General features: G+C 58.7%; 20 protein-coding genes. 14 read left to right on the top strand and 6 right to left on the bottom strand.

Translation table 11 applies throughout. The features are described from left to right. Nucleotides 1-553: 553 nt before the first annotated feature. Nucleotides 554-1,846, bottom strand: coding sequence for an ROK family protein (locus N688_RS11325; RefSeq protein ID WP_081838750.1), 1,293 nt, complete (start codon nt 1,844-1,846; stop codon nt 554-556). A gap of 324 nt (nt 1,847-2,170) precedes the next feature. On the opposite strand from N688_RS11325, the gene N688_RS11320 reads away from it, so the two are divergent. The 5 genes from N688_RS11320 to N688_RS11300 all read left to right on the top strand — a co-directional run bounded on the left by N688_RS11320 (nt 2,171) and on the right by N688_RS11300 (nt 7,576). Then, on the top strand, nt 2,171-3,199 hold the full coding sequence (locus tag N688_RS11320; RefSeq protein ID WP_052889378.1) for a sugar ABC transporter substrate-binding protein: 1,029 nt from the start codon (nt 2,171-2,173) through the stop codon (nt 3,197-3,199). Between the two features lie 120 nt (nt 3,200-3,319). After that, nucleotides 3,320-4,312 carry an ABC transporter permease gene (locus tag N688_RS11315; RefSeq protein ID WP_052889377.1) on the top strand — a complete coding sequence of 331 codons (993 nt, stop codon included), beginning with the start codon at nt 3,320-3,322 and terminating at the stop codon, nt 4,310-4,312. Continuing rightward, entirely contained in the window at nt 4,309-5,154 is an 846-nt protein-coding gene (locus N688_RS11310; protein ID WP_081838749.1) for an ATP-binding cassette domain-containing protein, read from the top strand. The genes N688_RS11315 and N688_RS11310 overlap by 4 nt, the downstream gene beginning before the upstream one ends. 25 nt (nt 5,155-5,179) lie before the next feature. Then, nucleotides 5,180-6,052, top strand: coding sequence for a sugar phosphate isomerase/epimerase family protein (locus N688_RS11305; protein WP_052889376.1), 873 nt, complete (start codon nt 5,180-5,182; stop codon nt 6,050-6,052). Between the two features lie 81 nt (nt 6,053-6,133). Further along, nucleotides 6,134-7,576 (top strand): xylulokinase, encoded by a 1,443-nt coding sequence (locus N688_RS11300; protein ID WP_202901900.1) that lies wholly within the window; start codon nt 6,134-6,136, stop codon nt 7,574-7,576. A gap of 412 nt (nt 7,577-7,988) precedes the next feature. Here the strand turns inward: N688_RS11300 and N688_RS11290 are convergent, their stop codons facing one another. The 4 genes from N688_RS11290 to N688_RS11275 all read right to left on the bottom strand — a co-directional run bounded on the left by N688_RS11290 (nt 7,989) and on the right by N688_RS11275 (nt 11,555). Then, nucleotides 7,989-8,312: an L-rhamnose mutarotase gene (locus N688_RS11290; RefSeq protein WP_052889373.1), complete on the bottom strand. Its 324-nt coding sequence runs from the start codon at nt 8,310-8,312 to the stop codon at nt 7,989-7,991. A gap of 29 nt (nt 8,313-8,341) precedes the next feature. Then, nucleotides 8,342-9,178: an amidohydrolase family protein gene (locus N688_RS11285; RefSeq protein ID WP_052889372.1), complete on the bottom strand. Its 837-nt coding sequence runs from the start codon at nt 9,176-9,178 to the stop codon at nt 8,342-8,344. A 143-nt stretch (nt 9,179-9,321) separates the two neighbouring features. Then, nucleotides 9,322-10,413, bottom strand: coding sequence for a Gfo/Idh/MocA family protein (locus N688_RS11280; RefSeq protein WP_052889371.1), 1,092 nt, complete (start codon nt 10,411-10,413; stop codon nt 9,322-9,324). 44 nt (nt 10,414-10,457) lie between these two features. After that, nucleotides 10,458-11,555 carry a LacI family DNA-binding transcriptional regulator gene (locus N688_RS11275; RefSeq protein ID WP_162179538.1) on the bottom strand — a complete coding sequence of 366 codons (1,098 nt, stop codon included), beginning with the start codon at nt 11,553-11,555 and terminating at the stop codon, nt 10,458-10,460. Nucleotides 11,556-11,954: 399 nt separating this feature from the next. Here N688_RS11275 and N688_RS11270 point away from each other — a divergent pair, with 399 nt between their 5' ends. From N688_RS11270 to N688_RS11235, 8 genes are all read left to right on the top strand, one after another. Beyond that, on the top strand, nt 11,955-12,923 hold the full coding sequence (locus N688_RS11270) for a sugar ABC transporter substrate-binding protein (RefSeq protein WP_141727636.1): 969 nt from the start codon (nt 11,955-11,957) through the stop codon (nt 12,921-12,923). 6 nt (nt 12,924-12,929) lie between these two features. Then, nucleotides 12,930-14,486 (top strand): sugar ABC transporter ATP-binding protein, encoded by a 1,557-nt coding sequence (locus N688_RS11265; protein WP_052889368.1) that lies wholly within the window; start codon nt 12,930-12,932, stop codon nt 14,484-14,486. Nucleotides 14,487-14,491: 5 nt separating this feature from the next. Further along, nucleotides 14,492-15,739 carry an ABC transporter permease gene (locus tag N688_RS11260; protein ID WP_081838747.1) on the top strand — a complete coding sequence of 416 codons (1,248 nt, stop codon included), beginning with the start codon at nt 14,492-14,494 and terminating at the stop codon, nt 15,737-15,739. A 144-nt stretch (nt 15,740-15,883) separates the two neighbouring features. Continuing rightward, nucleotides 15,884-17,254: an adenylosuccinate lyase gene (gene purB, locus N688_RS11255; RefSeq protein WP_052889367.1), complete on the top strand. Its 1,371-nt coding sequence runs from the start codon at nt 15,884-15,886 to the stop codon at nt 17,252-17,254. A gap of 68 nt (nt 17,255-17,322) precedes the next feature. Then, nucleotides 17,323-18,297 carry a thiamine pyrophosphate-dependent dehydrogenase E1 component subunit alpha gene (locus tag N688_RS11250; RefSeq protein ID WP_052889366.1) on the top strand — a complete coding sequence of 325 codons (975 nt, stop codon included), beginning with the start codon at nt 17,323-17,325 and terminating at the stop codon, nt 18,295-18,297. 43 nt (nt 18,298-18,340) lie between these two features. Beyond that, nucleotides 18,341-19,315, top strand: a complete 975-nt coding sequence (locus N688_RS11245) for an alpha-ketoacid dehydrogenase subunit beta (protein WP_052889365.1) — start codon at nt 18,341-18,343, stop codon at nt 19,313-19,315. A gap of 49 nt (nt 19,316-19,364) precedes the next feature. Next, nucleotides 19,365-20,126 carry an SDR family NAD(P)-dependent oxidoreductase gene (locus tag N688_RS11240; RefSeq protein ID WP_052889364.1) on the top strand — a complete coding sequence of 254 codons (762 nt, stop codon included), beginning with the start codon at nt 19,365-19,367 and terminating at the stop codon, nt 20,124-20,126. 28 nt (nt 20,127-20,154) lie between these two features. Beyond that, nucleotides 20,155-20,622 carry a VOC family protein gene (locus tag N688_RS11235; protein WP_052889363.1) on the top strand — a complete coding sequence of 156 codons (468 nt, stop codon included), beginning with the start codon at nt 20,155-20,157 and terminating at the stop codon, nt 20,620-20,622. A 211-nt stretch (nt 20,623-20,833) separates the two neighbouring features. On the opposite strand, the gene N688_RS11230 is transcribed toward N688_RS11235, so the two are convergent. Next, nucleotides 20,834-22,048: an alpha/beta hydrolase family protein gene (locus tag N688_RS11230; RefSeq protein ID WP_052889362.1), complete on the bottom strand. Its 1,215-nt coding sequence runs from the start codon at nt 22,046-22,048 to the stop codon at nt 20,834-20,836. Between the two features lie 174 nt (nt 22,049-22,222). Here N688_RS11230 and N688_RS11225 point away from each other — a divergent pair, with 174 nt between their 5' ends. Then, a complete protein-coding gene (locus N688_RS11225) occupies nt 22,223-22,840 on the top strand; it encodes a TetR/AcrR family transcriptional regulator (RefSeq protein WP_052889361.1) in 618 nt (205 codons plus the stop codon). The last annotated feature ends 460 nt before the right edge of the window (nt 22,841-23,300 follow it).

Genomic DNA, 23,300 nt, shown 5'->3' with positions numbered 1-23,300 from the left:
CCCTGTCGCTATTGTCTGGGCGTGGTTCACGTTTTGCCTGCCCATGTCCTCAGCACGCGCTGCCAGTTGCGCTGCTGCCGCTGCGGGGCGTCGGCGTCGGGCAGCAATGGCGGAGGGCTGAGCACGGCGGGTGGTGGTCACAGCGACACGATTGACGAGCCAGACGAAGCCGAGGAGCAGAAGCCAGTTTAATATACCCAGCACTATCAAGAAGATCATCTTAGGTAGCCCGAGGCCATGCAGGACCAGGAAAACCAGGGCCGTAAACAGGATATTGCCCAGGGTGATGGGGATAATGACGGAAACCAGGAATACTGCCGGAGCCAGCGAGAAGAGCGCTTTATCGGTGAGACTGGAGATGACGCCTGCTCCCCATCCGAAATCGACCTCTTCGCCGAAAGCTGCCAGGGGTGGTCAAACCAGGCGCCCTCGTTGCGAATGTACTGAGTACAATGCATGCGCGAGTCTGTGCTCAGGGTATGCCTGGAGGGAGAGAAATGGCGGAGCGACAGACGACGGCGAGAAAGCCAGCCAAAAAGAGGGCTGGCCAGAGCTAAGGAGTGGCGGCTCCCTGGCTCAGAAGACGCAGCGTATAACCGAGTGCTTGCCCACTCAGCGGCCCGAAGCGTCCCGCGGGAAGAGCCGGGGCCTCGGGGTCAAGCGCCAGATCAACCAGCTCGGGTGCGTAGAGATACTCCCCGAGCAGGAGCGCCAGGCCAGTAATGCCAGCGTGGATATCCAGGCGACTGGTGGTAATCTGCAAGGCGCGGGTTGCCAGCGGCAAGGAACGCCGATAGACCACTTCGCGAATGCCGGCGAGCAATGGCTCATCGGCATGAGCCAGACGACCGCCTAAGACCACCAGCGAAGGGTTCAGCAGACTCACCGCATCGGAGATGGCCTGACCCAGCACACGGGCCGCCTGACGAGCCAGATGGACCGCGTCCTGCTGGCCGGCTCGAATCAGGCGGACCACCTCGTAGGTCGAATGGACCTGGTGGCCGAGTGCGCGGAGATCGCGCAGCAATGCCCAACCGCCAGCATAGGCTTCCACACAGCCATGATTGCCACAGCGGCAGAGGGGAGGAGTTGCCAGATTAGCCAGGTCGCCGCTGTAGGGGATGTGGCCGAGGTCCCCAGCTGCTCCTTGGGCGCCACGCAGGATCTGCCCATTCGAAATGATGCCGCAGCCGACTCCCGTCCCGACCTTCACCATCAACATATGCGGATGCTCTGGCCAGCAGGCCTTGTATTCCCCAAAGGCCATCACGTTCACATCATTGTCCACCAGCGTCGGACAGGCAAAGCGCTCGAGGAAGTAGCCCGGAATATCAAAGCCATCCCAGCCGGTCATAATCGGAGGGCTGACCACCCGTCCGGTGGCGAACTCCACGGGGCCAGGAACGCTAATCCCGATTCCATGCACCTTCTGGGGAGGCACCTGCTGCTGTTGCAGAAGGTCCAAAAACGTCCTCGTCACCCGCTCAAGCACAGGATGGGGCCCGGCAGCGACATCTAGCTCACTGGCTTCCTCTGCCAGAATAGTCCCAGCCAGATCTGTCAGGGCACAGCGCAAATGGCTGGCTCCAACGTCGGCAGTCAAAAATACCCCACGTGCCGCATTGAATTTGAATTGCGTCGGAGGACGGCCTCCCGTCGAGGCGCTGGCTCCATCCGGTACCAGCAGGCCGGCAGCGAGCAGCTGCTCCAGGCGCTGCGTGACTGTCGAGCGTGCCAGGCCGGTCAGGCGGATCACATCCGCCCGCGTGCGCGCCTGGCCAGTGCGAAACAGCGCGAGAACAGTTCCTGACCGAGAGGCATCGTTGCCCTCAAGTGGCGATTTCATCAGCGTGGCACTCCTCACAGCTCCGAAAATAGAGAAGGCTACCTGCGCCTGCAGTCCATGCTAACCACAGGTGTATCTGACATATTCGCCTTTATTCTACCAAAGAGAGGGAGCCTTCTCAAGATTATCTGCCAGGATTCTCCTCTATTCGGTCGGAAGATGCCAGACTTTTGCTTGACATAATACATAAGTGTGACTATAATTTGCCAATAGTGAAGGGGCCCCTCGACTCAGTCCGGCAGAAGTCATTGCTGAGTCGACCAAAGCGGTTGGTTCATCGACTATTTTTAGTCCTGTCGAAGACAGACAGAAGGAGGCGCTGCAGTGTGCAGGCAATCGCTGATAACAAAGATGAGCCTGATCCTGCTGGCGGTGCTTGGCGTGATCGTCACAGCCTGTGGCGGAGCCAGCAGCGGTGGGAGCGGAAGCAATGGAAGCACGCAAGTTGCAGCCGTGATCAAAGGGCTAGACAACCCGTTCTTCCAGGCCATGCAGCGGGGCATTCAAGACGAAGCCGGGACCGTGGGCGTGTCTGTTACTATTCAGGCTGCCACGAGCATCACCGACACCACTGGCCAGGCGGACAAGCTTCAGGCTCTCGCGGGTCAGAACTATGGCTGTTACATCGTCAACCCTATCAGTGGCACCAACCTGGTTCAGGCGCTGGCGCCGATCGCGCAGGCTGGCAAACCGATTATCAACATCGACAATCCTATTAGTGCCCAGGCAGCCCAGGCGGCTGGCATCAAGATCAGCACCTACATTGGAACAGACAACGTCAGTGCCGGGCAGCAGGCGGCCAATGAGATGGCCAAGCTGCTGCCGACAGGGGGCAAGGTTGCCCTGATTGGGGGCATCGCTGGGGACGTCACCAGCCAGCAGCGTCTTCAGGGTTTTAGCCAGGGTATTCCTGCGACGATCCAGATCGTGCAGACAGTGGCAGCAGATTGGGATCGCCAGAAAGCGCTGACAGCCGCTGGTGATATCCTGCGCGCTCACCCGGATCTCAAAGGCTTTTTTGTCGCCAACGATGACATGGCTCTTGGGGTTGTTCGAGCCATTGCGGACGCTGGGAAACAGGGCCAGGTCAAGGTGGTCAGCGTCGACGGCATCCAGGATGCCCTGAAATCCATTCAGGCGGGTCAGCTCTCGGCGACCGTTTCTCAGTATCCCTATACGATTGGAGCAATGGGGGTCGAGGCCTGCAAAGCAGCCTTGGCGGGCAAAACCCTGCCAGCCAAAGTCACTGCTCCGGTGCTCGTCGTGACCAGCGATAATGTTGCTCAGGCTCTGGCCAATTTCCCCAAGCCGTTCAGCAGCTATGTCGATCCCTTCCAAGACCTCCTGAAGTAGCCGGGAAGGAAGCAAGTCAGTGAGTGAGTGGAGTGTGACGGAGCAAGCAGGTATCCGCACGGGCCTGCAGGACTGGCTGCGCGACGCTCCCTCACTCACGCGGGAGGAAGGAGACAGCAGATGGAACAGAGCAACACCTCAGTGACAGCGCTTCCGGTGCAGGCTGAGCGACTGAGCTGGAGAGAGCGGCTCAGTGATCCCGAGTTCTGGATCAACTGGACAGCGGTGATTGCCCTGGCGGTGCTAATCATCATCTTTGGGATCGCCTCACCGGCATTCTTAAGCTTCGGCAATATCCGCGCTGTGCTGGTGGCCGCAGCTCTCCTGGTGATCCTGACGGTGGGGCAGACCTTTGTCATCCTGACGGGAGGCATCGATCTCTCTTTGGCATCCACCATGACCTGGGCTGGCGTGGTCCTGGGGCAGGTGGTCGCCCACGGAGGCCCGATCGGACTGGCCTGCCTCTCGGCCATCGTTGCCGGCCTGCTCGTGGGTCTCATCAATGGCCTGCTGGTTGCCTGGGGGCGGATTCCCGATTTCATTGCGACGCTCGGCACGCTCAGCGCCGCCTCTGGGGCAGCCCTGATCTTCTCCAATGGTGAGCCGGTGACACTTGTCAGTACCTTCCTGCTTCAGCTCGCCACAGGCTCACTTGGCCCGCTGCCCTACTTTGTCCTGATCGCCCTGCTCGTGGTATTGCTGGGACATTTCTTACTCTTTTACACGCGCTTTGGGACCCACCTGCTAGCCACTGGGGGGGATGCCGAGGCGGCACGCGCGATGGGCATTCGTACTGCGGGGATCAAGCTGGCTGCCTACCTGCTGGCAGGGGGCCTGGCTGGTTTGGCTGCCATCCTCTTCACGGCGCGCATTGGCGCTGCCGAACCGGCGGTCGATACCAGCTACTTGCTCAACTCTGTCGCGGCAGTAGTCCTGGGAGGCGTCAGTCTCTTTGGGGGGCGTGGCACAATAGCCGGTCCTGCTGCTGGCGCGCTCTTACTCACGGTGCTCGTCAACGGGCTGACCTTACTTGGACTCTCACAATTCTACCAACCGGTGGTGGTTGGTTTGGCGGTCGTGTTGGCCGCCTTGCTGGTGAGGTACTGGCGATGAGTCCTACGGAATTTGAACGTGTTTTCTCTGCCCCTCAGACTCCGGAGAGCAGCCCCACGCCAGGCGCTCCGCCTGGCTCTGGAGTGCCTGGTCCTGCTGAGGTGTTGCTCCTGGTGGAGCGGGTCAGCAAGCATTTTGGGGCCATTGTGGCGCTGCATGAAGTGACGCTGTGGGCGCGACGTGGAGAGATCACGGCCATTGTCGGGGACAACGGGGCAGGCAAATCGACCTTGATTAAATGCATCTCGGGCCTGCACTCTCCGAGCAGCGGGCGCCTCTTCTTTGAGGGGAAAGAGGTCCATTTTGCCTCTCCCCAGGAGGCGCGTCAGGCCGGCATCGAGACCGTCTATCAGAACCTGGCTATGATTGAAGATCTCACCGTCTGGCAGAATCTCTTTCTCAACCGCGAGCGAGTCAAGCGTCTGGGACCCTTAGCGATCCTGGATCGCCGGACGATGCGCCGCGAGGCCCTGCGCATGCTTCGGCAATTTGAGGTTCATCTGCCCTCCATCCATGCCCGACTGCGGCAGCTCTCCGGCGGACAGCGGCAGGCCATTGCCATCGCGCGAGCTGCAAGCTGGGGGTCGCGCCTGTTGATCATGGATGAGCCAACGGCAGCGCTGGGGGTACGGGAGACGCGACGTGTTGAGGAGCTGATTCTTCGCCTGCGCGACCAGGGGCTAGCCATCTTGCTGATCAGCCATAACTTTGAGCAGGTGCTGCGCCTCTCTCAGCAGGTATGGGTCATGCGCAGCGGACGAGTGGTCGGAGGGCGCCGGACGAACGAGACGACCAGTGATGAACTGGTGGCGATGATCACCGGCGTCAAGAGTGATGAGTGATCGCTAGAACAGCTGTGGAGATGCCATGAAACAGAAAATAGGTATTCATGCCTTCGTCTGGGTGGGTGGCTGGAGCGAGGAAGAATGTCGTCAGGCGCTCGAAAGTAGTCGCGCGAGCGGCTATGATCTGATTGAAATCCCCTTGCTTGAGCCTGCCGCGATCGATGTGGCGCTGACCAGAAGCCTGCTGGAAAAGACTGGTCTCGAGGCAACGTGCACACTGGCCCTGACGCCCGAGACAGATATTTCCAGCACAGATGAGGCAATAGTAGCACGTGGCGAGCGGTTGCTGCATGATGCGCTGGCTGTGGCCCGGGATCTGGGGGCCAGCTATCTTGGTGGGGTGATCTTCGGCGCCTTGACGCGCTATCGGGAGCCGCTTGCTCCTGCCGGGCGGCTGAACAGCATGCGCGTCCTGGCTCGTCTGGCCGAGCAGGCGGCGGTCAATGGCATGCAGCTAGGTCTCGAAGTGGTGAACCGCTATGAGAGCAATTTCCTCAATACAGCGGAACAGGCGCTGAACCTGATTGAGGAAATCGGTGCGCCCAATCTCGTGGTTCATCTCGATACCTATCATATGAATATCGAAGAAGAAAACTTTGTGAAGCCGGTAGTGGCCTGTGGCAAGCGGCTGGGCTATGTCCATGTCGGTGAAAGCCATCGCGGCTACCTCGGCACAGGCACGGTGGATTTCCCCGGGTTTTTCCGGGCGCTGCGTCAGGCTGGGTATCAAGGGCCGGTCACCTTCGAGAGCTTTTCTCGGGCGCAGGAGATTGCGAACCTCTCTGGCTCTCTCGCAATCTGGCGTCATACCTGGACCGACCGTTTTGACCTGGCCAGGCAGGCCCGGGCTTTCATTGCGGCAGGCCTGGAGGCGACGGACACCCAAGAGGACTAGTTAACCATCATGGAAGACGGAAGAGGGAAGACACAGACCAGGGACAAAGCGCTGTTAGGCATTGATTTAGGAACCAGTGCGGTGAAAGCACTGGTCCTGGATGCTGCCAGCGGGCGACGACTGGGCGAGGGGCGCGCTGAGTATCCCTTGCTGACACATCGGCCTGGGTGGGCCGAGGGAGATCCTGAAGAGTGGTGGCGGCAGACAGTGGTGGCGGTGCGTATGGCCCTGCGTCTCGTGGAACCAGGGCAAGTAGCGGCGATCGGGGTCACCGGGCAGATGCACGGCGTGGTTCCTGTCGATGCAGCAGGGAACCCTGTGCGCGCTGCCCTGCTCTGGCCTGATCAACGAGCTATCGACCAACTGGCGCGTTTTGAACAATTGCCTGTGCAGTTGCAAGAGCAATTGGCGAATCCCTTGGCCCCTGGCATGGCCGGCCCGCTGCTTTGCTGGCTCGCGGAGAAGGAGCCTGAGACGTTTGCGCGCATGCGGTGGGCGCTTCAGCCCAAAGACTGGCTCCGCTGGCGTTTGACCGGGGAAGTGGCAACCGAAGCCAGCGATGCCTCGGCGACGCTGCTCTATGATGTGGGGCGGGATCAGTGGGCGACGGAGGTGATGGAGGCCCTCGGGTTGCCAAAGGAGCTGTTTGCTCCCTTGCTGCCTGCAGGGGGGCCAGCAGGATATCTACAGCCGTCAGCAGCCAGGGAGTTAGGACTGAGGCCGGGCCTGCCAGTGGCGACGGGAGCAGCCGATGTGGCGGCTTCGCTGCTGGGGGCTGGCGTACTGGCACCGGGCTCACTCTTGTTCTCGCTGGGTTCGGGAGCGCAATTTGTCCTCCTCTGTCAAGAGCCGCGACCTGATCCCCGGCGGAGAATCCATCTCTATCGAGCGGCGGACGGGCAGCATTGGTATCGGATGGCGGCGGTGCAGAATGCCGGGCTGGCTCTGGATTGGGTACGGCGGACCCTCCAGGCCAATTGGACCGAGCTATATGCCAGCAGCGAGGCGGAGGTAGCCGTCCAGGAACCGCTGTTCTTCCTGCCCTGTCTGACGCCAGAGCGACCATATCATCCGAGACCACAGGCTGCCGGCTGGCTCCATCTACGTCTTGGGCATGAGCGCCGCCACCTCCTCCACGCCGCTCTGGAAGGGGTAGCCTTTGGAATGCGTCTGGCTCTAGAGGCGCTCTCTGAGGGGAAGGAGGATGGCCAGCTTCTTGTTGTCGGTGGAGGAAGCTTGCACCCTGGCTGGCGCCAGATGCTGGCGGATATCCTGGGACGGGAGCTTCGAGCTGTCGCTGAGAAGGACACGGCGGTGCGTGGGGCGGCGCTCCTGGCCGGACTGGCGGCAGGCTATTGGAAGGATGCCGCTGCTCTGGATGCGTGGCGCCCGCCGGTTCTGACAGTGACCGCTCCTGGAGCACGTCAAGCCCTCTATCAAGAGCGCTACCTGCACTATCGCGAGCTGCTACTCTCATCTGCGGCTGCCGTGCTAGAGGAGCACGAGGCAGGTGGTACAAGATAGATAAATCATCCCAGCCTGGCAGAGGCGTCGTTTCCTATATTCTTGGTCTGCCCTGTCGAGCAGGGCGTGCTGACACCCGGCAAGCGCCTGCCACCGGAGCGGGGGGCGCTGGAGATGCGCGCGACGGAAGAGGAGAGCGTAGCATGCATCCGTCAGCTCTTCGCGATTCGGCGTGAGATCGTGCCCTCCGCGCTGCCGAAGAGCTTGAGCGCGCTCGTCAGTGAGCTGAATAACAGGGGCAGGCTTCCTACCTGTCCGTCTACCCGTCTGCCTGCAACCCCATCGCTCTCGTAGCGTGCCAGGCATGCGGCTGGAGCTGGCAGCGGTAGATGCGCATTGCTCCCAACTGCCAGACTGCGCCCCGCTGCCAATTCTCTCCTCGCAGCGGCGCCTTGCCGCCGTGCTGGCACTTCTACTGGCAATGAAAGACTTCCTTCATCGTCAGCCACCATTCCCCGGGATCACGCTCCGGAAGAGGCTCCTGCAGTGGCTTGCAGAGACTCCACCAGCGCTGCGTTACCGGGTCAGCGGCCATCTTTTCCATATCGGCAGCGAAGTTCTCGCCCACGTATTCGAAATAAGCGAACAAAAGTGTATCGTAACGAAAGATCGAATAGTTACGGATATTACAGGCTTGGATTGTGGCCAGCACGTCTGGCCAGACAGCCGCGTGCAGCCGCTCATACTCGGCAATACAGGCGGGCTTCAGGCGAATCAACTGTCCATAGCGTTGCACGATAACAGAGCCTCCTTAGACGATGGAGATCAGAGACGGTAGAGGCGCAGAGCCGTTGTACTCAGGATTGCCTCCTGCTCTGCCTGACTGTAACGGGCTAGCGCACGGCGTGTCTCCTGCCAGACCTGGGCATAGTCTCCTGCCAGCGTACAGACCGGCCAATCGCTGCCAAACATCAGGCGCTCGGGGCCAAAGCACTGGATGGCGAAATCGATGTAGGGCTGCAGATCGGCAGCTGACCACTGGGGACCAGCGGCTGTATTCAGGCCCGAAATTTTCGCATACACGTTCGGATACGAGGCCGCTGCTGCCAGCTGAGAGGCCCACGGTTCCCACAGCTTCTCACGAATCGGAGGCTTGGCCAAATGGTCAATAACCAGCTGCAATTGAGGCAGGTGCTCAGCCAGCAAAGGCACATGCTTGAGATGGTTAGGGAAAACTGCCACCACCTCGAAGATCAAATGATGGGCCTCCAGCAAACGCAATCCCTCAATGACGCGGTCTTGAATCACCCAATCCGGATCAGGCTCGTTATGGATCAAATGGCGTACCCCTCGAAAGCGCGGATGGCGCTCATAGCCTTCCAAAGCTCGTGCAGCCTCCTCCGGTTCCCACAGGGGCACCCAGCCGATGACTGCCCCGATCCACTCGTAGCGGTCGGCCAGACGCAGCATCGAATCGGTATCCGCATAGGAATTAGCCGACTGTACCAGCACCGTCTGAGCGATGCCAGCCGCCTTCAGTTGCGGCTCCAGCTCCTCTGGCGTAAACGTCCGATAGATTGAGCCGGACTCAGGAGTCAGCCAGGGATAATCAACCTCGGCGAGATTCCAGAAATGCTGATGAGTATCGATGTATCTGCTCATCGTTACAGCTCCTCCTGTTTGCTCGCCTTCTGGGGCGCTCTGCCTGTTGCCCAGGCATATCTACAGCCGATCAGGAAAGTATGGATGGTACCACTAGAGGAATAGCTCCCTGAGCGTGCCTCTTCCCACGCTTGTGCTCGGGCCTAGAGAGTTGCCGGATCAATAGGGCAACGTTGTCGCATTGACTCATAAGCGGCCATCACCAGCTGCAGTGTACGCACATTATCGCGTATTGACGTTTCGGGGGCGCCAGGCTCGCCCTCCAAGCCACGCATCACACTAGCCATCGTACCGATGAAGGCATCCGGGAACCAGGAGCCTGGTAAGCGGGGACTAATCCAGGCGCCTCCATATATATGGGAGCTGCGGTAGCGAAAATGGTCGGGCACTCCTGTTGGATAATGTTTCAAGAGACCCAGCTCGGCTACCGCTGTTCCCTCTGTTCCCTCAACGCGCAGCGTTGCATATTGATCCTCCAGTCCCCCGCTATTATGATGGTTATCCAGCACTGTTGCGCGCAGATGGCCATCGAAGATCAGATGAAGAAGCGTGCGCGTCTCCCCATTGCTCGCATAGCCTGGCAGAGTAGTGCCGTCGGCGAAGAGCAGGCGCGGCTCCTGTTGGACCAGGCTCCGAATGGTATCCAGATAGTGGATCGAATGATACATTACCTCGACGGTAGGTCCCTCCAGAATCCAGGGCCAGAGGTGCCAGGGAGTCTCGACATTGATCAAAAACGAGATCTGATAGACCGTACCGAGCAGGCCCAAGCGCATCAGCGAGCGAATGGCCAGAGCCGCAGGCATCCAGCGAGCTTGCTGATTGACCGCTGCCACGATCCCGGCCTCTTCAACACAGGCTAGAATAGCGCGGGCCGTAGCCAGATCCTCAGCGAGTGGTTTCTGCAAGAGCAGAGCCTTACCGCTAGCTGCCACCTGGCGAGCGATGGCCAGATTCTCACGTGCCGGTACAGCCACATCGACAATAGCAGCCTCACTGGCAAGCAGCTCCTCCAGACTCTGGTAAACCCTAGGAATAGCGAAACGCTGAGCGGTCTCCACGGCTCGCTCATGTCTGATATCATAAATGCCAATGACCTGGAAACCGGCCTTATGATAAGCAGGCAGGTGGGCATCATTCACAATACTGCCTGCGCCAACCACCGCGATCGGATAGTCGCGTCGTCGCGGCAGGGGAGGCTCTACCGAGAATGGCAAGCGCTCCTCTTGAGCCATGCGCAGCGTCTCCTTTCTTGTCTTGCCAGTTGAGTTGACCTCGATCAAAGACACTCATCGGTGCGGATCGACGAACCGTGAGCCGGTGGCTGCGTAGATTGACGAACGATCAGCTGGGTAGCGTAGCGTGAGACCACCGGCGCAGCCTCAATCTGTTCCACCGCGGTGGGATCGTGCAGGGCACGAATGCGCGCCAACAGCGTATGAGCTGCCACTACGGCCATCTGCCTGATCGGCAGCGCCACAGTAGTGAGCGAAGGGCGGAGCAGAGTGAACCAGTCAGCGTTACCGAAGCCAACAAGCGAGATCTCTTCGGGGACGCGCATCCCGCGCTCTGCCAGCGCCTGCAAAGTACCAATGACCAGCTCGTTGCTGGTCGCGATAATAGCCGTAGGGCGGTGAGGCCGGTCAAGGAGTGCCAGCGTCACACTGTAGGCGACCTCGCGCCGGTAGGGGCCAGAACAGATCAGGGCCTCATTGACTGGCACCTGCGCGCGCTCAAAGGCTAGTCGATAACCTTCAAGACGCTGACGCGCCGTCTCCACGCTCAAAGGGCCGAGCACAATAGCAATCTCGCGATGACCAAGCTCCAGTAGATGTGCAGTTCCCTGAAAACCGGCCTGCACATCATCCAGCAGGACAGCGTCGAACTGGTGGGAAGAGCTGCGGCGCACCAACTCTACTACTGGAATAGGGGAAGCCCTGAGCGGAGCCATTTTCACAGCAGGGTCTTGCGGAGCTGGAACGCGGATAATCCCAGCAACGCGCTCCTCTCGCAAGACGCGCATCTGCATGGCTTCGGTGCGAGGATCATCGTTAGTGACACAGAGCATCACCCGATAATCCTCCTCAGCTAGAGTTTCCTGGACCAGCGTCGCCGCTGTAGCATAGTAGTCATTCATAATATCGGGAATAATCAGCCCGATCAGCCGCCGCTGGTTGGTCTTCAAGCTGCGGGCGATGCTGTTAGGGGCATAGCCCAACTCGGCAGCCAGGCGGCGAATCTCCTCGGCGCGCTGACGCGCTTGTGGCCGCTTCAAGTCCTGTCCGCTAAGGGCGCGCGAAACGGTTGAAGGGGAGATCCCCAACCGTCGTGAGATCTCCTTCAACGTAGTATTCTGGTCAGCAGGTGAGGTACTCATCTCCCACAGCTTTATACAGACTCTCCAAAGAAAGTGGTAACGTTTGCAAGTATAGTCGGAGCGACCAGCCTTGTCAATAGGCAGCAGGAAAGGTGGCCGCTCAACTGCGCAGAGCATAAACGACTATCCTCTTGAGCTGATCGAGGGGTTGACTTCTGCCGCCGGGTTGATTATAGTTGATTCCTAGAAAATGCAATCGTTTTCAAAAAGGCTGCCGGCAGAGCCATCGATGCTGATGGCAGGTGAAGGCGATTGCAGCGCCCACAATGGCGCATGTTGCAGCATATGGCTTGCAGTGGAGGGAGCCAGGGCGCGCGTGCTGCTCGGGCTGCTGCGGTGTGTTGCAACAGGTAGCGAAAAGCGTTGTTAGCTTTCTATTTTGCGGAGGGCACCAGCGTGATGAAGAACAAGCGACTATCGACGGCGATCCTCCTCGTGCTGGTTCTGCTTCTAACGGCCTGTGGCAATAGTCAAGGCCAGGGTGGAGGTGGCACCAAGCTTGTCATCGGCGAATCGAATCTTGGGCTGAGCTATCCTTTCCCGGCAGCGATTGCGCGTGGCATTAAAAAGCGGGCGGCTCAGCTGGGTGTGCAAGTGATCGAGCTGGACGCGCAAGGAAGCGCTGACAAACAGAGCAACGATGTACAGGATCTGATAGCGCGCAACCCCAACGGTATCCTGCTCTTGCCACTTGACGCGGGGCTGGCCCAACAGCTGGTGGATCGTATTTATGCGGCCCATATTCCGGTCATTGCTGTGGCCTCGGCGGTCGGGAAAGATCGACCGCTCAAAGATGTTTATCCAAAGCTTACGGCCCTCATTACGCAGGATGAGATCAAGGCTGGGGCCCAGGCTGCCCAGATCGCCCTCAAAGCTTTTCCCCAGGGAGCCAAGGTTGCGATCATCGAAGGGCAGGCTGGCTTTGCAGAGGTCCAGGAGCGCGAGCAAGATTTCAAAAGTATCCTGAGCCAGCAGGGCAAATTTACGTTTATAGCCAGCCAGCCTGGTGACTGGCTTCCTGATAAAGGGCAAGCCGCTTGTGCAAACATCCTCCAGGCTCATCCTGATATCGACCTGTTCTATGCTGAATCGGACGACATGGCGGTCGGTTGTGCTAAAGCAGTAACGGCTGCCCACTCGCACGCGCAGGTGATCGGTATTGGGGGATCACATCTCGGCATCCAGGCTGTCAAAGAGGGGCAGATGCTGGGTACGGTCTGCTACAAGCCGGAGACGATGGGTGAGCTGGCCTTGCAAGCGATTTACGATCAGCTGGCGGGGAAGCAGCATTATAGCCACACGTTTCTGACCTATGACATTCCCCCGATTACCAAGGACAACGTTGATCAGTGTGTTCCCCAATGGTGAGCGACTATGTCCACGAAGGAGCATGGGGCTGGGGCGCCGCTCGTTGAGCTACGCCAGGTGACCAAAGTCTACCCGAATGGGACGGTGGCGATGCGCGGGGTTAACCTGCGCATCCACCCCCATTCAATTCATGGCCTGGTAGGGGCCAATGGAGCCGGCAAGTCGACGCTCATTAAGATCCTGGCGGGTGCTCTGGAAGCCTCCTCGGGTGAGATTCTCTGGAAAGGGCAGCGGGTACGCTGGCGTACCCCTGCCGATGCGCGTACAGCCGGAGTGGCGGCGATCTACCAGCATATTCCGCTGGTGCCGACGCTCTCAGTGCTTGATAACCTCCTCCTCGGGCGCCGTGGCTGGTGGCGCACCGAGCGGCGCCATCTGGCTGAAATTGAGCGGCTGCTGTCGCGTGTTGGCTATACTATCGATCCCCTCGTACCAGTGAGCGAACTCTCGATCGGTCAGCGTCAGATGGTGGCCATTCTCCAGGCTTTGATGCGTGGGGCTGAGCTGGTCATTATGGATGAGCCAACCGCCTCGCTAGCCCAAAGCGAACGTGAGCTGGTCTTTCGCTTAGTGCGCCAGCTCTGTCGTGAGGGGCAGACTACCTTCTTGTATGTTTCTCACTTTTTGGAGGAAGTACTGCACCTGACCGATCGTGTGACGGTCTTACGCGATGGCCAGGTAGTAGCCGAGATGGAGACGGCCACCTTGAGCGAGGAGCAGCTGATCGAAGCTATGGTGGGCAAGAAACTGCTCAGTCGGAGGAGTGGGCCGCCATCTGGAGGGCAAGAGGCTCCGATCCTGCTGGAAGTGGCTCATTTGCATTCGCCCAACAAGGTGAAAGATGTCTCCTTTACTGTGCGCAGTGGGGAGATTGTAGGTCTGGCTGGCTTCCTGAGTTCAGGGCGTTCTGAAATTCTGCACGCCATTTTTGGGGCTGATGCTGAGGCGCGTGGCCTGGTGCGTGTGGCAGGGCGTCCGGTTCCGCGCTCGCCGGTGGGTGCCGTGCGAGCCGGCCTGGCCCTGGTTCCTGAAGATCGGACCCGTCAGGGTCTCATCCGGGACTGGCCGATCTGGCGCAATATCAGTCTGCCCGATCTGGCTCATCTTGCTACTGCCGGCCTGATCCCGCGCTGGGAGCGAGAGCAGGAGCGTGCTCTCCGGGCTATGTCCGCCCTGCGTATTGTTGCTCCTTCCACTGCTGTTCCAGTTGACTCCCTGAGTGGGGGGAACGCTCAGAAGGTCGTCTTTGCCAAGTGGATGTATGGTCCGGTCAAAGTTTTTCTGCTGGATGAGCCGACTGTCGGTGTGGATGTGGGCGCCAAAGCTGAGATTCTGGAGCTGATTCGTCGCTTCGCCCGTGAGGGCAAGGCCGTTGTGTTGGTTTCTTCAGAGTTTGAAGAACTCTTAGCGGTTGCTCAGCGCATTCTGGTGGTGCACCAAGGCCGCATCGTTGCGGAGCGCCTGGCTGCTGAGACTTCGGAAGATGAGCTGGTCCGGCTGGCCAGCGGTTTAGCCAGAGAGCGGCAAAGCAGCGGGGCGACTCCACTAGAAGACGAAGGGTGACAAGGATGAGCACAGATCGTAGATATCGCTTTCTCTTCGAGAGAGAGCGCTTCTCTCTGCGGAATGCCGGGGTAGTCTATGCCTTTCTCACTCTGGCGGCACTCTTGACTGTCGCTACAGCCATCAGCAGCCAGTCCAACTATTTGGACCCGCGCAATATAGCGAACATCTTCGATCAGTCCTCCCTGGTAGGTCTGCTGGCAATCTCTATGACGGTGGTCCTGATCAGTGGCAATTTTGATCTCTCTGTTGGCTCGGTGGCAGCCCTTGGGGGAGCGATTGCCCTCAGCCTGGTTGACCGGTACGGGGTACCAGTGGCGGTGATGGCTGCCTTACTCAGTGGCGTGGTGATCGGATTGATCAATGGGCTGCTGGTGCAGGTGGTTGGCATCAATGCTTTTATCGTCACTCTAGGCACGTTGACGGCTATTCGTGGGTTGGTCTTGATCCTGACCAATGCCCGTACCATCAGTGCGCAAAGCGATGCTTTTAGCGTCTTAGAGAACGATTCCTGGACCATTCCCCATGTGCTGTTGGTGGCTGGTATCGTGTTGGTGGTGGTGGCTGCTCTGATGATTGTGCTGGCCTCGCGACGGGCTCATCAACTCTCTTTGGCGCCGGAGAGCTGTCTACTGGCGGTGGCGGGGCTGGCGGCGCTGGCGGCCAGCTTCTTCGCTGATTGGGATTGGAGCCTCTCGCATCCGACCTGGTTCCTCTTCGGCTATATGTTTCTCGTCTGGTTGCTGCTCCGCTATACGGTACTGGGACGCCACCTCTACGCTGTCGGGGGGAACGCTGAAGCAGCCCGCCTCTCTGGCGTCAATGTCAGCCTCTACAAGATTGGCACCTTTGTGCTGAGCGGCTTCACGGCGGCTTTTGTGGGCATTCTCTATGCCGGCAAGCTGGGAGCTATCAACCCCAACGCGCTGAGTGGCACGGAGCTGACGGTCCTTGCCGGCGCGATCTTGGGCGGCACCTCTCTCTTTGGGGGATCTGGAAGTGTGGTCAAGTCAGTGATCGGCACCTTGATCCTCTTTATGCTGGCCAACGGCTTCAATATTCTGAATCTGGGAGCCAACTACCAGGGATTAATCGAAGGAATCGTGCTCATCGTGGCTGCCGGCGTCTATACCGTGGCGGATCGCTCTCGACGAGGAGGACGTGTGCATCTGCGTCAGGCTGGTCTTGCCCCCGCTCTCAGAGAGCCTCATCGCAACAATGCGCTGGTCAGCAGCAAGGGGTCAAGGGAGTGAGGAAAGAGGAGGAAACGGTCTGCCTGATCTTGGCCTGTTTGCTGCCGCGTTGCTACGCGCGACGGTGGAAGGCGCGGTATTACTACTGGGCGGAGCATGAGGTTCCGCCAACATTGTCAGTCAGTGGAAAGAAAAGGAATAGTGATGGGAGCACACCTAATCGATTCAACGCTTTTTGGTGATCAGTTTGGTACGGAAGAGATGCGCCGTCTCTTTGACGATCGAGCGATGGTGCGCGCCTGGATGGAGGTTGAAGCGGCGCTTGCCTGGGCCGAAGCCGAAGTGGGACTGATTCCTCGCGAGGCGGCCCAGGTGATCGCCGAGCGCGTCGAGCGTGAGCAGTGGGATTTCGAAGTGCTAGCCCGCGGGATCGCCGAGACCTTTCACCCACTGGTGCCGGCCATTCGGGTCCTCTCCGAGGCCTGTGGAGAGGCTGGGGCCTATGTCCACTGGGGAGCAACGACTCAGGATATTATGGATACAGGCCTGATTTTGCAGCTGCGCGAGGCTCTGGCCTTGCTGGAAGAGCGCATGCTAGCGGTGCGTGATGCCTGGCGCGAGCTGGCGATCCGCTATCGAGATACCCTGATGCCCGGTCGTACTCATGGGCAGCATGGTCCCCCTATTACCTTTGGCTTCAAGGCCGCCGTCTGGGTGGCCGAGATGAATCGGCATCTAGAACGGCTCCGCGCCTGCAAGCCGCGCCTGCTGGTCGGTCAGCTTGCGGGTGCGACTGGCTCGCTTGCCTCGCTGGGCGATCATGGCCTGGAGGTACAGCGTCTGGTAATGCAGCGGCTCGGGTTGAACGTCCCGCCTATCTGCTGGCATACGGCTCGCGATAATCTGGCTGAATTTGTCGGCCTGCTGGGCCTGGTCTGTGCCACTTTGGGCAAGGTGGCGATGGAGATCATTCATCTGCAGGCGACCGAGGTTGCTGAGGTGGAGGAGCCTTTTATCTGGGGCAAGGTAGGCAGTAGTACGATGCCCCATAAGCGAAATCCGATGATCTGCGAGCTGATTGCTGCACTAGGGCGCATTGTGCGTCAAGATGCTGCTCTGGCTCTTGATACTATGGTACAGGAGCATGAGCGTGATATGGCGGCCTGGCAGGCCGAATGGGAGTACATCCCTCGCTGCTGCATCCTGACCGATAGTGCTCTTGTATATGCGCTACACGTGGCGCGAGATCTCTCTGTCAATGCCGAGCGTATGCGAGCCAACATCGAGCTGACAGGTGGCCTGGCGCTCTCGGAGGCTGTCATGCTACAGCTAGGACGCTTTATTGGGCGTCAGAAGGCTCACGACGTAGTCTATCGCATTGCTATGGCGGTGGCTTCTGAGGGGAAGGTCTCTTTCAGTGAAGCCCTACAGAACGACCGTGAGGTCCAGGCCTATTTGTCGCCCGAGCAGATTCGCTCGTTATTGGAGCCGGAGCACTATCTGGGATCAGCTCGGGCAAGTGTTGATCGGGTGGTTGCTCTGACCCTGCCCCTGTCTGAGCAGCAAGAACATTGACCGGGGAGGTAGGGCGAAGGCCGCTGCTACAGTTCCTTGTTTGAGAGCGGAGAGGAGCAAGCCTAGCCATGCAATGGAGCGTCGAGAAGCTACTGAAGCTCTATCGTCTGATGTTCTTGATTCGTACTTTTGAGGAGCGTTGTTTGCGCTTAAGCTACCAGGGACAGATTGCCGGCTCGATTCATCTCTGTGTAGGGCAGGAAGCGGTCGCTGTTGGGGCTGCTGAAGCGCTGCAGGAGGAGGATCTCACCGTGACCACCTATCGTGGTCATGGTCATGTACTGGCGCGTGGTGTTGATCCCTATCGAGCCTTTGCTGAGATGCTTGGGCGGCGCAGCGGCTTATGTGGGGGCAAAGGTGGGTCAATGCATCTTACCGCTGTTGCTCAAGGAGTATTGCCTCCTAATTCGATCGTTGCGGCAGGTCTACCGATTGCGACTGGTGTGGCCCTGGCGCAGCGCTACCTGCGCCGCACGAGCGTGGTTCTCTGTACCTTTGGTGAGGGGGCGCTGAATCAAGGTGCAGCTCATGAGGCTCTCAATCTAGCGGCCATCTGGGATTTGCCGGTGATCTTTCTCTGTGAGAATAACGGCTATGCTGAGATGACGCCGGCCTACAGCATGATCAAGGGAGAGAGCTTTGCGGCTCGCGTGCGCGCCTATGGCATCGCGACGTATGAAGTCGATGGCATGGATGTTTGTGCCGTTGCTGAGGGGACTATGCAAGCCGTCGAGCAGGCTCGTGCCGGTCAGGGACCGATCTTTATCGAGGCCCGTACCTATCGCTTTCTGGGCCACTATCAGGCCGATCCGGGCACAGCTTACCGCTCGGCGGAAGAGGTTCAGCGCTGGCGCGCGCGCGATCCGCTCAAGCTGCTACGCGCTCGGCTCTGCGAGCAGCAGGTCGATACGGAGCGCATGCTGACCGCGCTGGAAGAGGAAGTGAAGGCCTATTTGGAGGAATGTGAACGGCGGGCGCTGGCAGATCCGTGGCCGGAAGCTGAGGTTCTGACGGAGGGAGTGTATGCATCCATCCAGGCTTAACGAGACAGCTGGGCAGGGGTCAACGGCGGCATCGTCGCAAGAGATGCGTGAGCTAAGCTATGCCCAGGCCATCAATGTAGCGCTGGCTGAAGAGATGGAGCGAGATGAGCGTATCATTCTCTTGGGGGAGGACATCGGTGCTTATGGTGGGGTTTTTCGCGTTACCCAGGGGTTGCAAGAGCGCTTTGGGACTCATCGTGTGCTCGATACGCCTATCTCTGAGGCGGGGTTTCTTGGCTGTGCTGTCGGGGCTGCCATGTGTGGCTTGCGACCCGTGGTAGAGATCATGTATGTCGACTTCACCGGCGTTGCGATGGATCAAATCATCAATCAAGCTGCCAAGCTGGCCTATGTTTCTGGAGGTCAGGTACGGGTCCCCTTGGTGATACGTACACAGCAGGGAGCGCGCCCAGGGGCTGCCGCTCAGCATGCTCAGTGTTTTGAGGCCATTTTTGCCCATATACCGGGGTTGCGTGTAGTGACACCCGCAACGCCGCGTGATGCCCGGGGCCTGCTCAAGGCGGCCATTCGTTGCGATGATCCAGTGGTCTTTCTCGAACACAAACTGCTCTATTCTACTACCGGACTGGTGCCGTTGGCGGAGGAGGTGATTCCTCTGGGACGTGCCAGCCTGGTGCGTTCTGGAAAGGATGTTTCGCTTTTCTCCTATGCTGCTATGCTGCCAGTGGTCATGGAGGCCGCGGATCGCCTGGCAGAGATGGGCGTCTCTGCCGAGGTGGTTGATGTGCGCTCCCTGGCGCCCCTGGATGAGGAGACTCTCCTCTCTTCGATTCGGCGCACCAATCGCGCGCTCATTGTTCATGAAGCCTGGCGGCGCGGTGGCTTGGGGGCAGAGATTGCTGCGCTCTTGCAGGAGCGAGCCTTTGATTATCTCGATGCTCCTGTTGCTCGTGTAGCTGCCTGCGATGTGCCGAAGCCCTTCTCTCCTGCCTTTGATGCGTTCTATCTTCCTACTGTCGAAAAGGTAGTACAGGCGGTGCTCACGCTGCTGCGCTAGGCACATCTCGGCTGAGGACCTGCTCTACAAGATAAGGGGGAGCTGTCAGATGAGTAGTGATACTGGGGAGGCCGTCTTGATTACCGGAGCCGCCCAGGGGTTGGGACAGGCCATTGCGGCCCGCCTGGGGCGTGAGGGCTATCGGCTGGCTCTTCTGGATCGTCAAGAGACACGTCTGCATGCGGTGGCCCAGGAGATGAGCGCTCAGGGTCAGGGCCTGGTCAGCGTCTGGCCGACCGATCTGCTGGCCGCCGAGCAGCTCAAGCCGCTGGTGGAACGCATTGAGCAAGAGTGTGGTCCGCTGGTGGGACTGGTGAACAATGCGGGTATCTGCATCACGCAATCCTTTCTCAGTGCCACTATTGAGGATTGGCAGACGGTTTTTGGGGTCAATGTGCTGGCGCCTTTTGTGTTGATGCAGGCTGTGGGAGAGCGCATGGCTATGCGGGGGAGAGGGGCTATAGTGAACGTTGCAAGTGTCGCGGGACGCTCGGCGCGTCCTGATCAGCCTCTGTATGGCGCCAGCAAGGCGGCACTACTCCATCTCACCAAGTCGGCGGCAGCCTACTTTGGTCCCCAGGGGGTACGTGTCAATGCCATCTGTCCAGGGGTCTTGCCGACTGAGATGACGGAACGTATCTGGCGTCAGCGTCAGCCCGAAGCCGTGCAGCGCGTCCTGCAGGCCATTCCTTTGAAGCGCCTGCCAGCGCTGGAGGAGGTTGCTGCAGTGGTTGCCTGGTTACTCAGCGATGAGGCCAGCTATGTCAATGGACAGGCTTTGAACGTCTGCGGTGGCCTGGAGATGGATTAGCTGCCGATCAAGGAAAGGAAGACGACCTATGATAAGTGGCGTGTGGCATTTTTCGTTTACAGTGAGTAATCTGGAACGCTCGCTGGAGTGGTATACAACGGTCCTGGGACTGGAGTTTGTCCGTGGACAGGTTCAACAGAATGAATACACGAGCCGGCTGGTAAACTTCCCGAATGCGCATTTGAAAGTGGCACAGTTGCGCATTCCAGGGGCAGGGCCGACGCGCTCGCAGCATCACCTGGAGCTTGTTGAGTATGTGTGGCCGCAGGGGCAGCGGCTGGAGTTAGCGACGAACAACGTTGGGATTGCGCACCTGGCTTTTGAGGTGGACGACATTCATGCCGCAGTAGCCCGCCTGCAGGGGATGGGCGTGCGTTTCAAGTCTGAGACGCCCAATGCCATCACCGAGGGAGTCAACAAAGGTGGTTACTCCATCTATTTGCTAGATCCGGACGGCATTACCCTGGAGCTGGTGCAACCGCCGCCTTCCTCGTGAGAGGCTCGCTGTGGCAGTAACTTATCGCTTGCTTTTTGAATAAAGAAGCTCCTTATTATAAAGGAGATATCCTTTCTTCTTGAGGTATGTGCTCGTCACTTTGAGGATCATTGCGCCTGGCTGGCTGCTGACGCAGTGATCCTCGAAAAGAATAGCTCTCCTGTTATCTCGTCAGGCGAAGCACCCGCTTGCCGATTGCGCGCTGGGGCCGTTACCGGCCAAAGATCCCAGTGACCCAATCGTAGACCAGGGCTGAGGTCAAGGCAATGTTGTTGAGTCCACAGTGGCCATCGGCCCCATCAGCGATGGAAAGAGCGTGAAAGGATTTCGGGCACTGCAGTGCTTCATAAAATTGCTGGGCCTGTGCTCTCGCTTCAGCTCCTTCCCCTTCTGCTGACAGGACCAGGGTGGGACAGGTAATCTTCTGTTCTAGTCCTTCCAGGGTGTAGGCCCAGGCCTTGGCGACAAAATCTGGAAACGAACTGGCTCCATTGTTCCAGAGCATATAGTTGTCTATCATGGCCTCCCAGGCCCAGTCTGAGACCGGCGCCTGCTCGCCGCGAGCCTCCGCTTCCTGCGCCTGCTTGCTCAACAGATCGTAAAAATTGCGGATGGGGGCGTTGGCGATCAGGGCTTTGATTCGTGCATCGTGAGCGGCGGCTCGGGGTGCGAGATAGCCCCCGAAGCTCATCCCATAGAGCGCCAGCCTCCTGTGATCGACGTCGCGACGCGAGAGGGCATACTCAACCACAGCTCCAAAGGGGATCTCTGCGTCGACGCGCATGACCTGGTCGGGATGGCGATGCAGAAGACCTCGCTGACCAGGGCCGTGAAAGAGCAGAACGTTCAGGCCCCGTGCAAGGGCTTCGGGAACGCCGCCAAGAAAGTAGGTCTCCTCTCCATGCCCATCGCCTCCGCCGCTCAAGATTACCGTCGCGCGGGGTTGGTCGTCCTTCCCTGCCTTGAAGAAGTACCCGGGCATGCTGACGCCGTTCTCGAAGGGAATGTCGATTTTCTCGACCGGCATCTCAAACAGGGCAATGGCTTGATCGAAGGCGGCGACACTTTCAAAGTAGATGGCGTCGAAGTTGGCTCGGTCGCGCCGGTCGAAGAAGAACTCTGCAGCGCGCAAGTAGTTGTACGCTCGCAAGAAGTGGGTCCGTGCCGTCTGGTGCTGCCCCAGCGCCAACGCTTCTTGTGCTCTCCTGGCATTGTGCCGTCCCTGCTCGGCCCAGGTGTCGATGTAGACGTCTCTTGTCCCTCCCTTGCGGGCGATGTCATGGGCGGCTCTCAACACCTCGCCAACCGATGCCGCGCCATACAATTCGTAAGCCAGGGTTCGAAGATACTGGAAATCGACTAACTCACTGGCCGCCAGGTGCAGACGACCGTCACTGGCTTCTAGCTGCAGTGGATTTGATGACATGAGGTTCTCCCTTTCTCGTTTCTCTCAAGGCTCAGGTGGCCCTCAGCTCACAACATCACACAACAGTCTGTCGGATATTTGCTATACTGTTGTGAGAAACAGTATAGCCTTGGAAGCCTTTCCTCTCACTCATCAATTCTTCAGATCTGTTGAATATTCGACAAGGAGGACATTTTGACGAGAAAGAAGACCGATTTGCGAGTGAGGCGGACGCAGATGATGTTGCGCAAAGCGCTTATTGCACTCGTCGAAGAACGCGGTTTTGATGCGGTGACCGTGGGTGACATTGCCGAGCGAGCGATGGTCAATCGCACGACGTTCTATCTCCATTATCAAGATAAGTATGACTTGGTGACGAGCATCTTCAAGGAAGCGATTGATGAGCTTTCCCAAAGCCTCGGGATACCGCAAGAGGGGCCAGGGCGTGTTGATCCTGAACAGCCCCCTCAGATGTGGGTCAAGCTCTTTGAGCACTTCGCTGAGCATGCCAGGATGTATCGGGCTCTGCTCGGTAAGCGTGGGAGCCCCTGGTTTGTGGCGCAGATGTGTGAGTATATTGCAGACCTGGTGTACAAGCGCCTTGAGGCATCGCGGCAACCATTCCATCGGTACAGAATGCCTTCCGCAATCGCCATTGCTGCAGTATCGAACGCCTTTATTGGCATGGTTACCTGGTGGCTCGAAGGTGAACAGCAGTATACCCCCACACAGATGGCAAGTTGGTTTCTCCGTTTTGCCCTTTACGGATACTATCATGCCCTAGGCTTCGATGCATTTCTTTTGCCCGAGTAATATAAAAAGACAAAAATAATTTTAAAATTTAAAATACTTTGATAGTAATCTATATAAATAATTATCATATTTTGTCTAACTTTGTTGTGGTTGACTGAGTACAGAGTTGCTGACAAATGCCAATAATGCATCTTTTTTAATTATTGGAGTAGTATCTCTATAGAGAAGCACCAGCACTTTTTTTTTGACCATACAACCCTCATTTGTGCGGTCCTCGACGCCGAGCGAGCGAACGACCAGGGCGCTTGCCCCTGCTGCCCACGTCACCTACTGGAGAGAGCGGGAGCGGCTTCTATGCTGCGTGACCCCAAGAAAGCGCCCTGGAGGCGCCCGTCGGGCGAAAGCCGGTGCTCATACTGATAGCAAGAGATAGCAGACAACGGGCGCATCGATCGACTATACTAGAAACAGCGGTGACACTCACCGTAACGCGACTTGCCCTCTTCCGAGGGGACAGAAC

It is taken from the genome of Thermogemmatispora carboxidivorans (assembly GCF_000702505.1).
GTDB lineage: Bacteria > Chloroflexota > Ktedonobacteria > Ktedonobacterales > Ktedonobacteraceae > Thermogemmatispora > Thermogemmatispora carboxidivorans.
This window is presented reverse-complemented; position numbering and strand designations above follow the sequence as displayed.

Bases quoted from the DNA above. Each gene is read 5' to 3' on its own strand.
- N688_RS11325 (WP_081838750.1), bottom strand. From the start codon at position 1,846: ATGAAATCGCCACTTGAGGGCAACGATGCCTCTCGGTCAGGAACTGTT.
- N688_RS11315 (WP_052889377.1), top strand. From the start codon at position 3,320: ATGGAACAGAGCAACACCTCAGTGACAGCGCTTCCGGTGCAGGCTGAG.
- N688_RS11310 (WP_081838749.1), top strand. From the start codon at position 4,309: ATGAGTCCTACGGAATTTGAACGTGTTTTCTCTGCCCCTCAGACTCCG.
- N688_RS11305 (WP_052889376.1), top strand. From the start codon at position 5,180: ATGAAACAGAAAATAGGTATTCATGCCTTCGTCTGGGTGGGTGGCTGG.
- N688_RS11285 (WP_052889372.1), bottom strand. From the start codon at position 9,178: ATGAGCAGATACATCGATACTCATCAGCATTTCTGGAATCTCGCCGAG.
- N688_RS11280 (WP_052889371.1), bottom strand. From the start codon at position 10,413: ATGGCTCAAGAGGAGCGCTTGCCATTCTCGGTAGAGCCTCCCCTGCCG.
- N688_RS11275 (WP_162179538.1), bottom strand. From the start codon at position 11,555: ATGAGTACCTCACCTGCTGACCAGAATACTACGTTGAAGGAGATCTCA.
- N688_RS11270 (WP_141727636.1), top strand. From the start codon at position 11,955: ATGAAGAACAAGCGACTATCGACGGCGATCCTCCTCGTGCTGGTTCTG.
- N688_RS11265 (WP_052889368.1), top strand. From the start codon at position 12,930: ATGTCCACGAAGGAGCATGGGGCTGGGGCGCCGCTCGTTGAGCTACGC.
- N688_RS11260 (WP_081838747.1), top strand. From the start codon at position 14,492: ATGAGCACAGATCGTAGATATCGCTTTCTCTTCGAGAGAGAGCGCTTC.
- purB (WP_052889367.1), top strand. From the start codon at position 15,884: ATGGGAGCACACCTAATCGATTCAACGCTTTTTGGTGATCAGTTTGGT.
- N688_RS11250 (WP_052889366.1), top strand. From the start codon at position 17,323: ATGCAATGGAGCGTCGAGAAGCTACTGAAGCTCTATCGTCTGATGTTC.
- N688_RS11245 (WP_052889365.1), top strand. From the start codon at position 18,341: ATGCGTGAGCTAAGCTATGCCCAGGCCATCAATGTAGCGCTGGCTGAA.
- N688_RS11240 (WP_052889364.1), top strand. From the start codon at position 19,365: ATGAGTAGTGATACTGGGGAGGCCGTCTTGATTACCGGAGCCGCCCAG.
- N688_RS11235 (WP_052889363.1), top strand. From the start codon at position 20,155: ATGATAAGTGGCGTGTGGCATTTTTCGTTTACAGTGAGTAATCTGGAA.
- N688_RS11230 (WP_052889362.1), bottom strand. From the start codon at position 22,048: ATGTCATCAAATCCACTGCAGCTAGAAGCCAGTGACGGTCGTCTGCAC.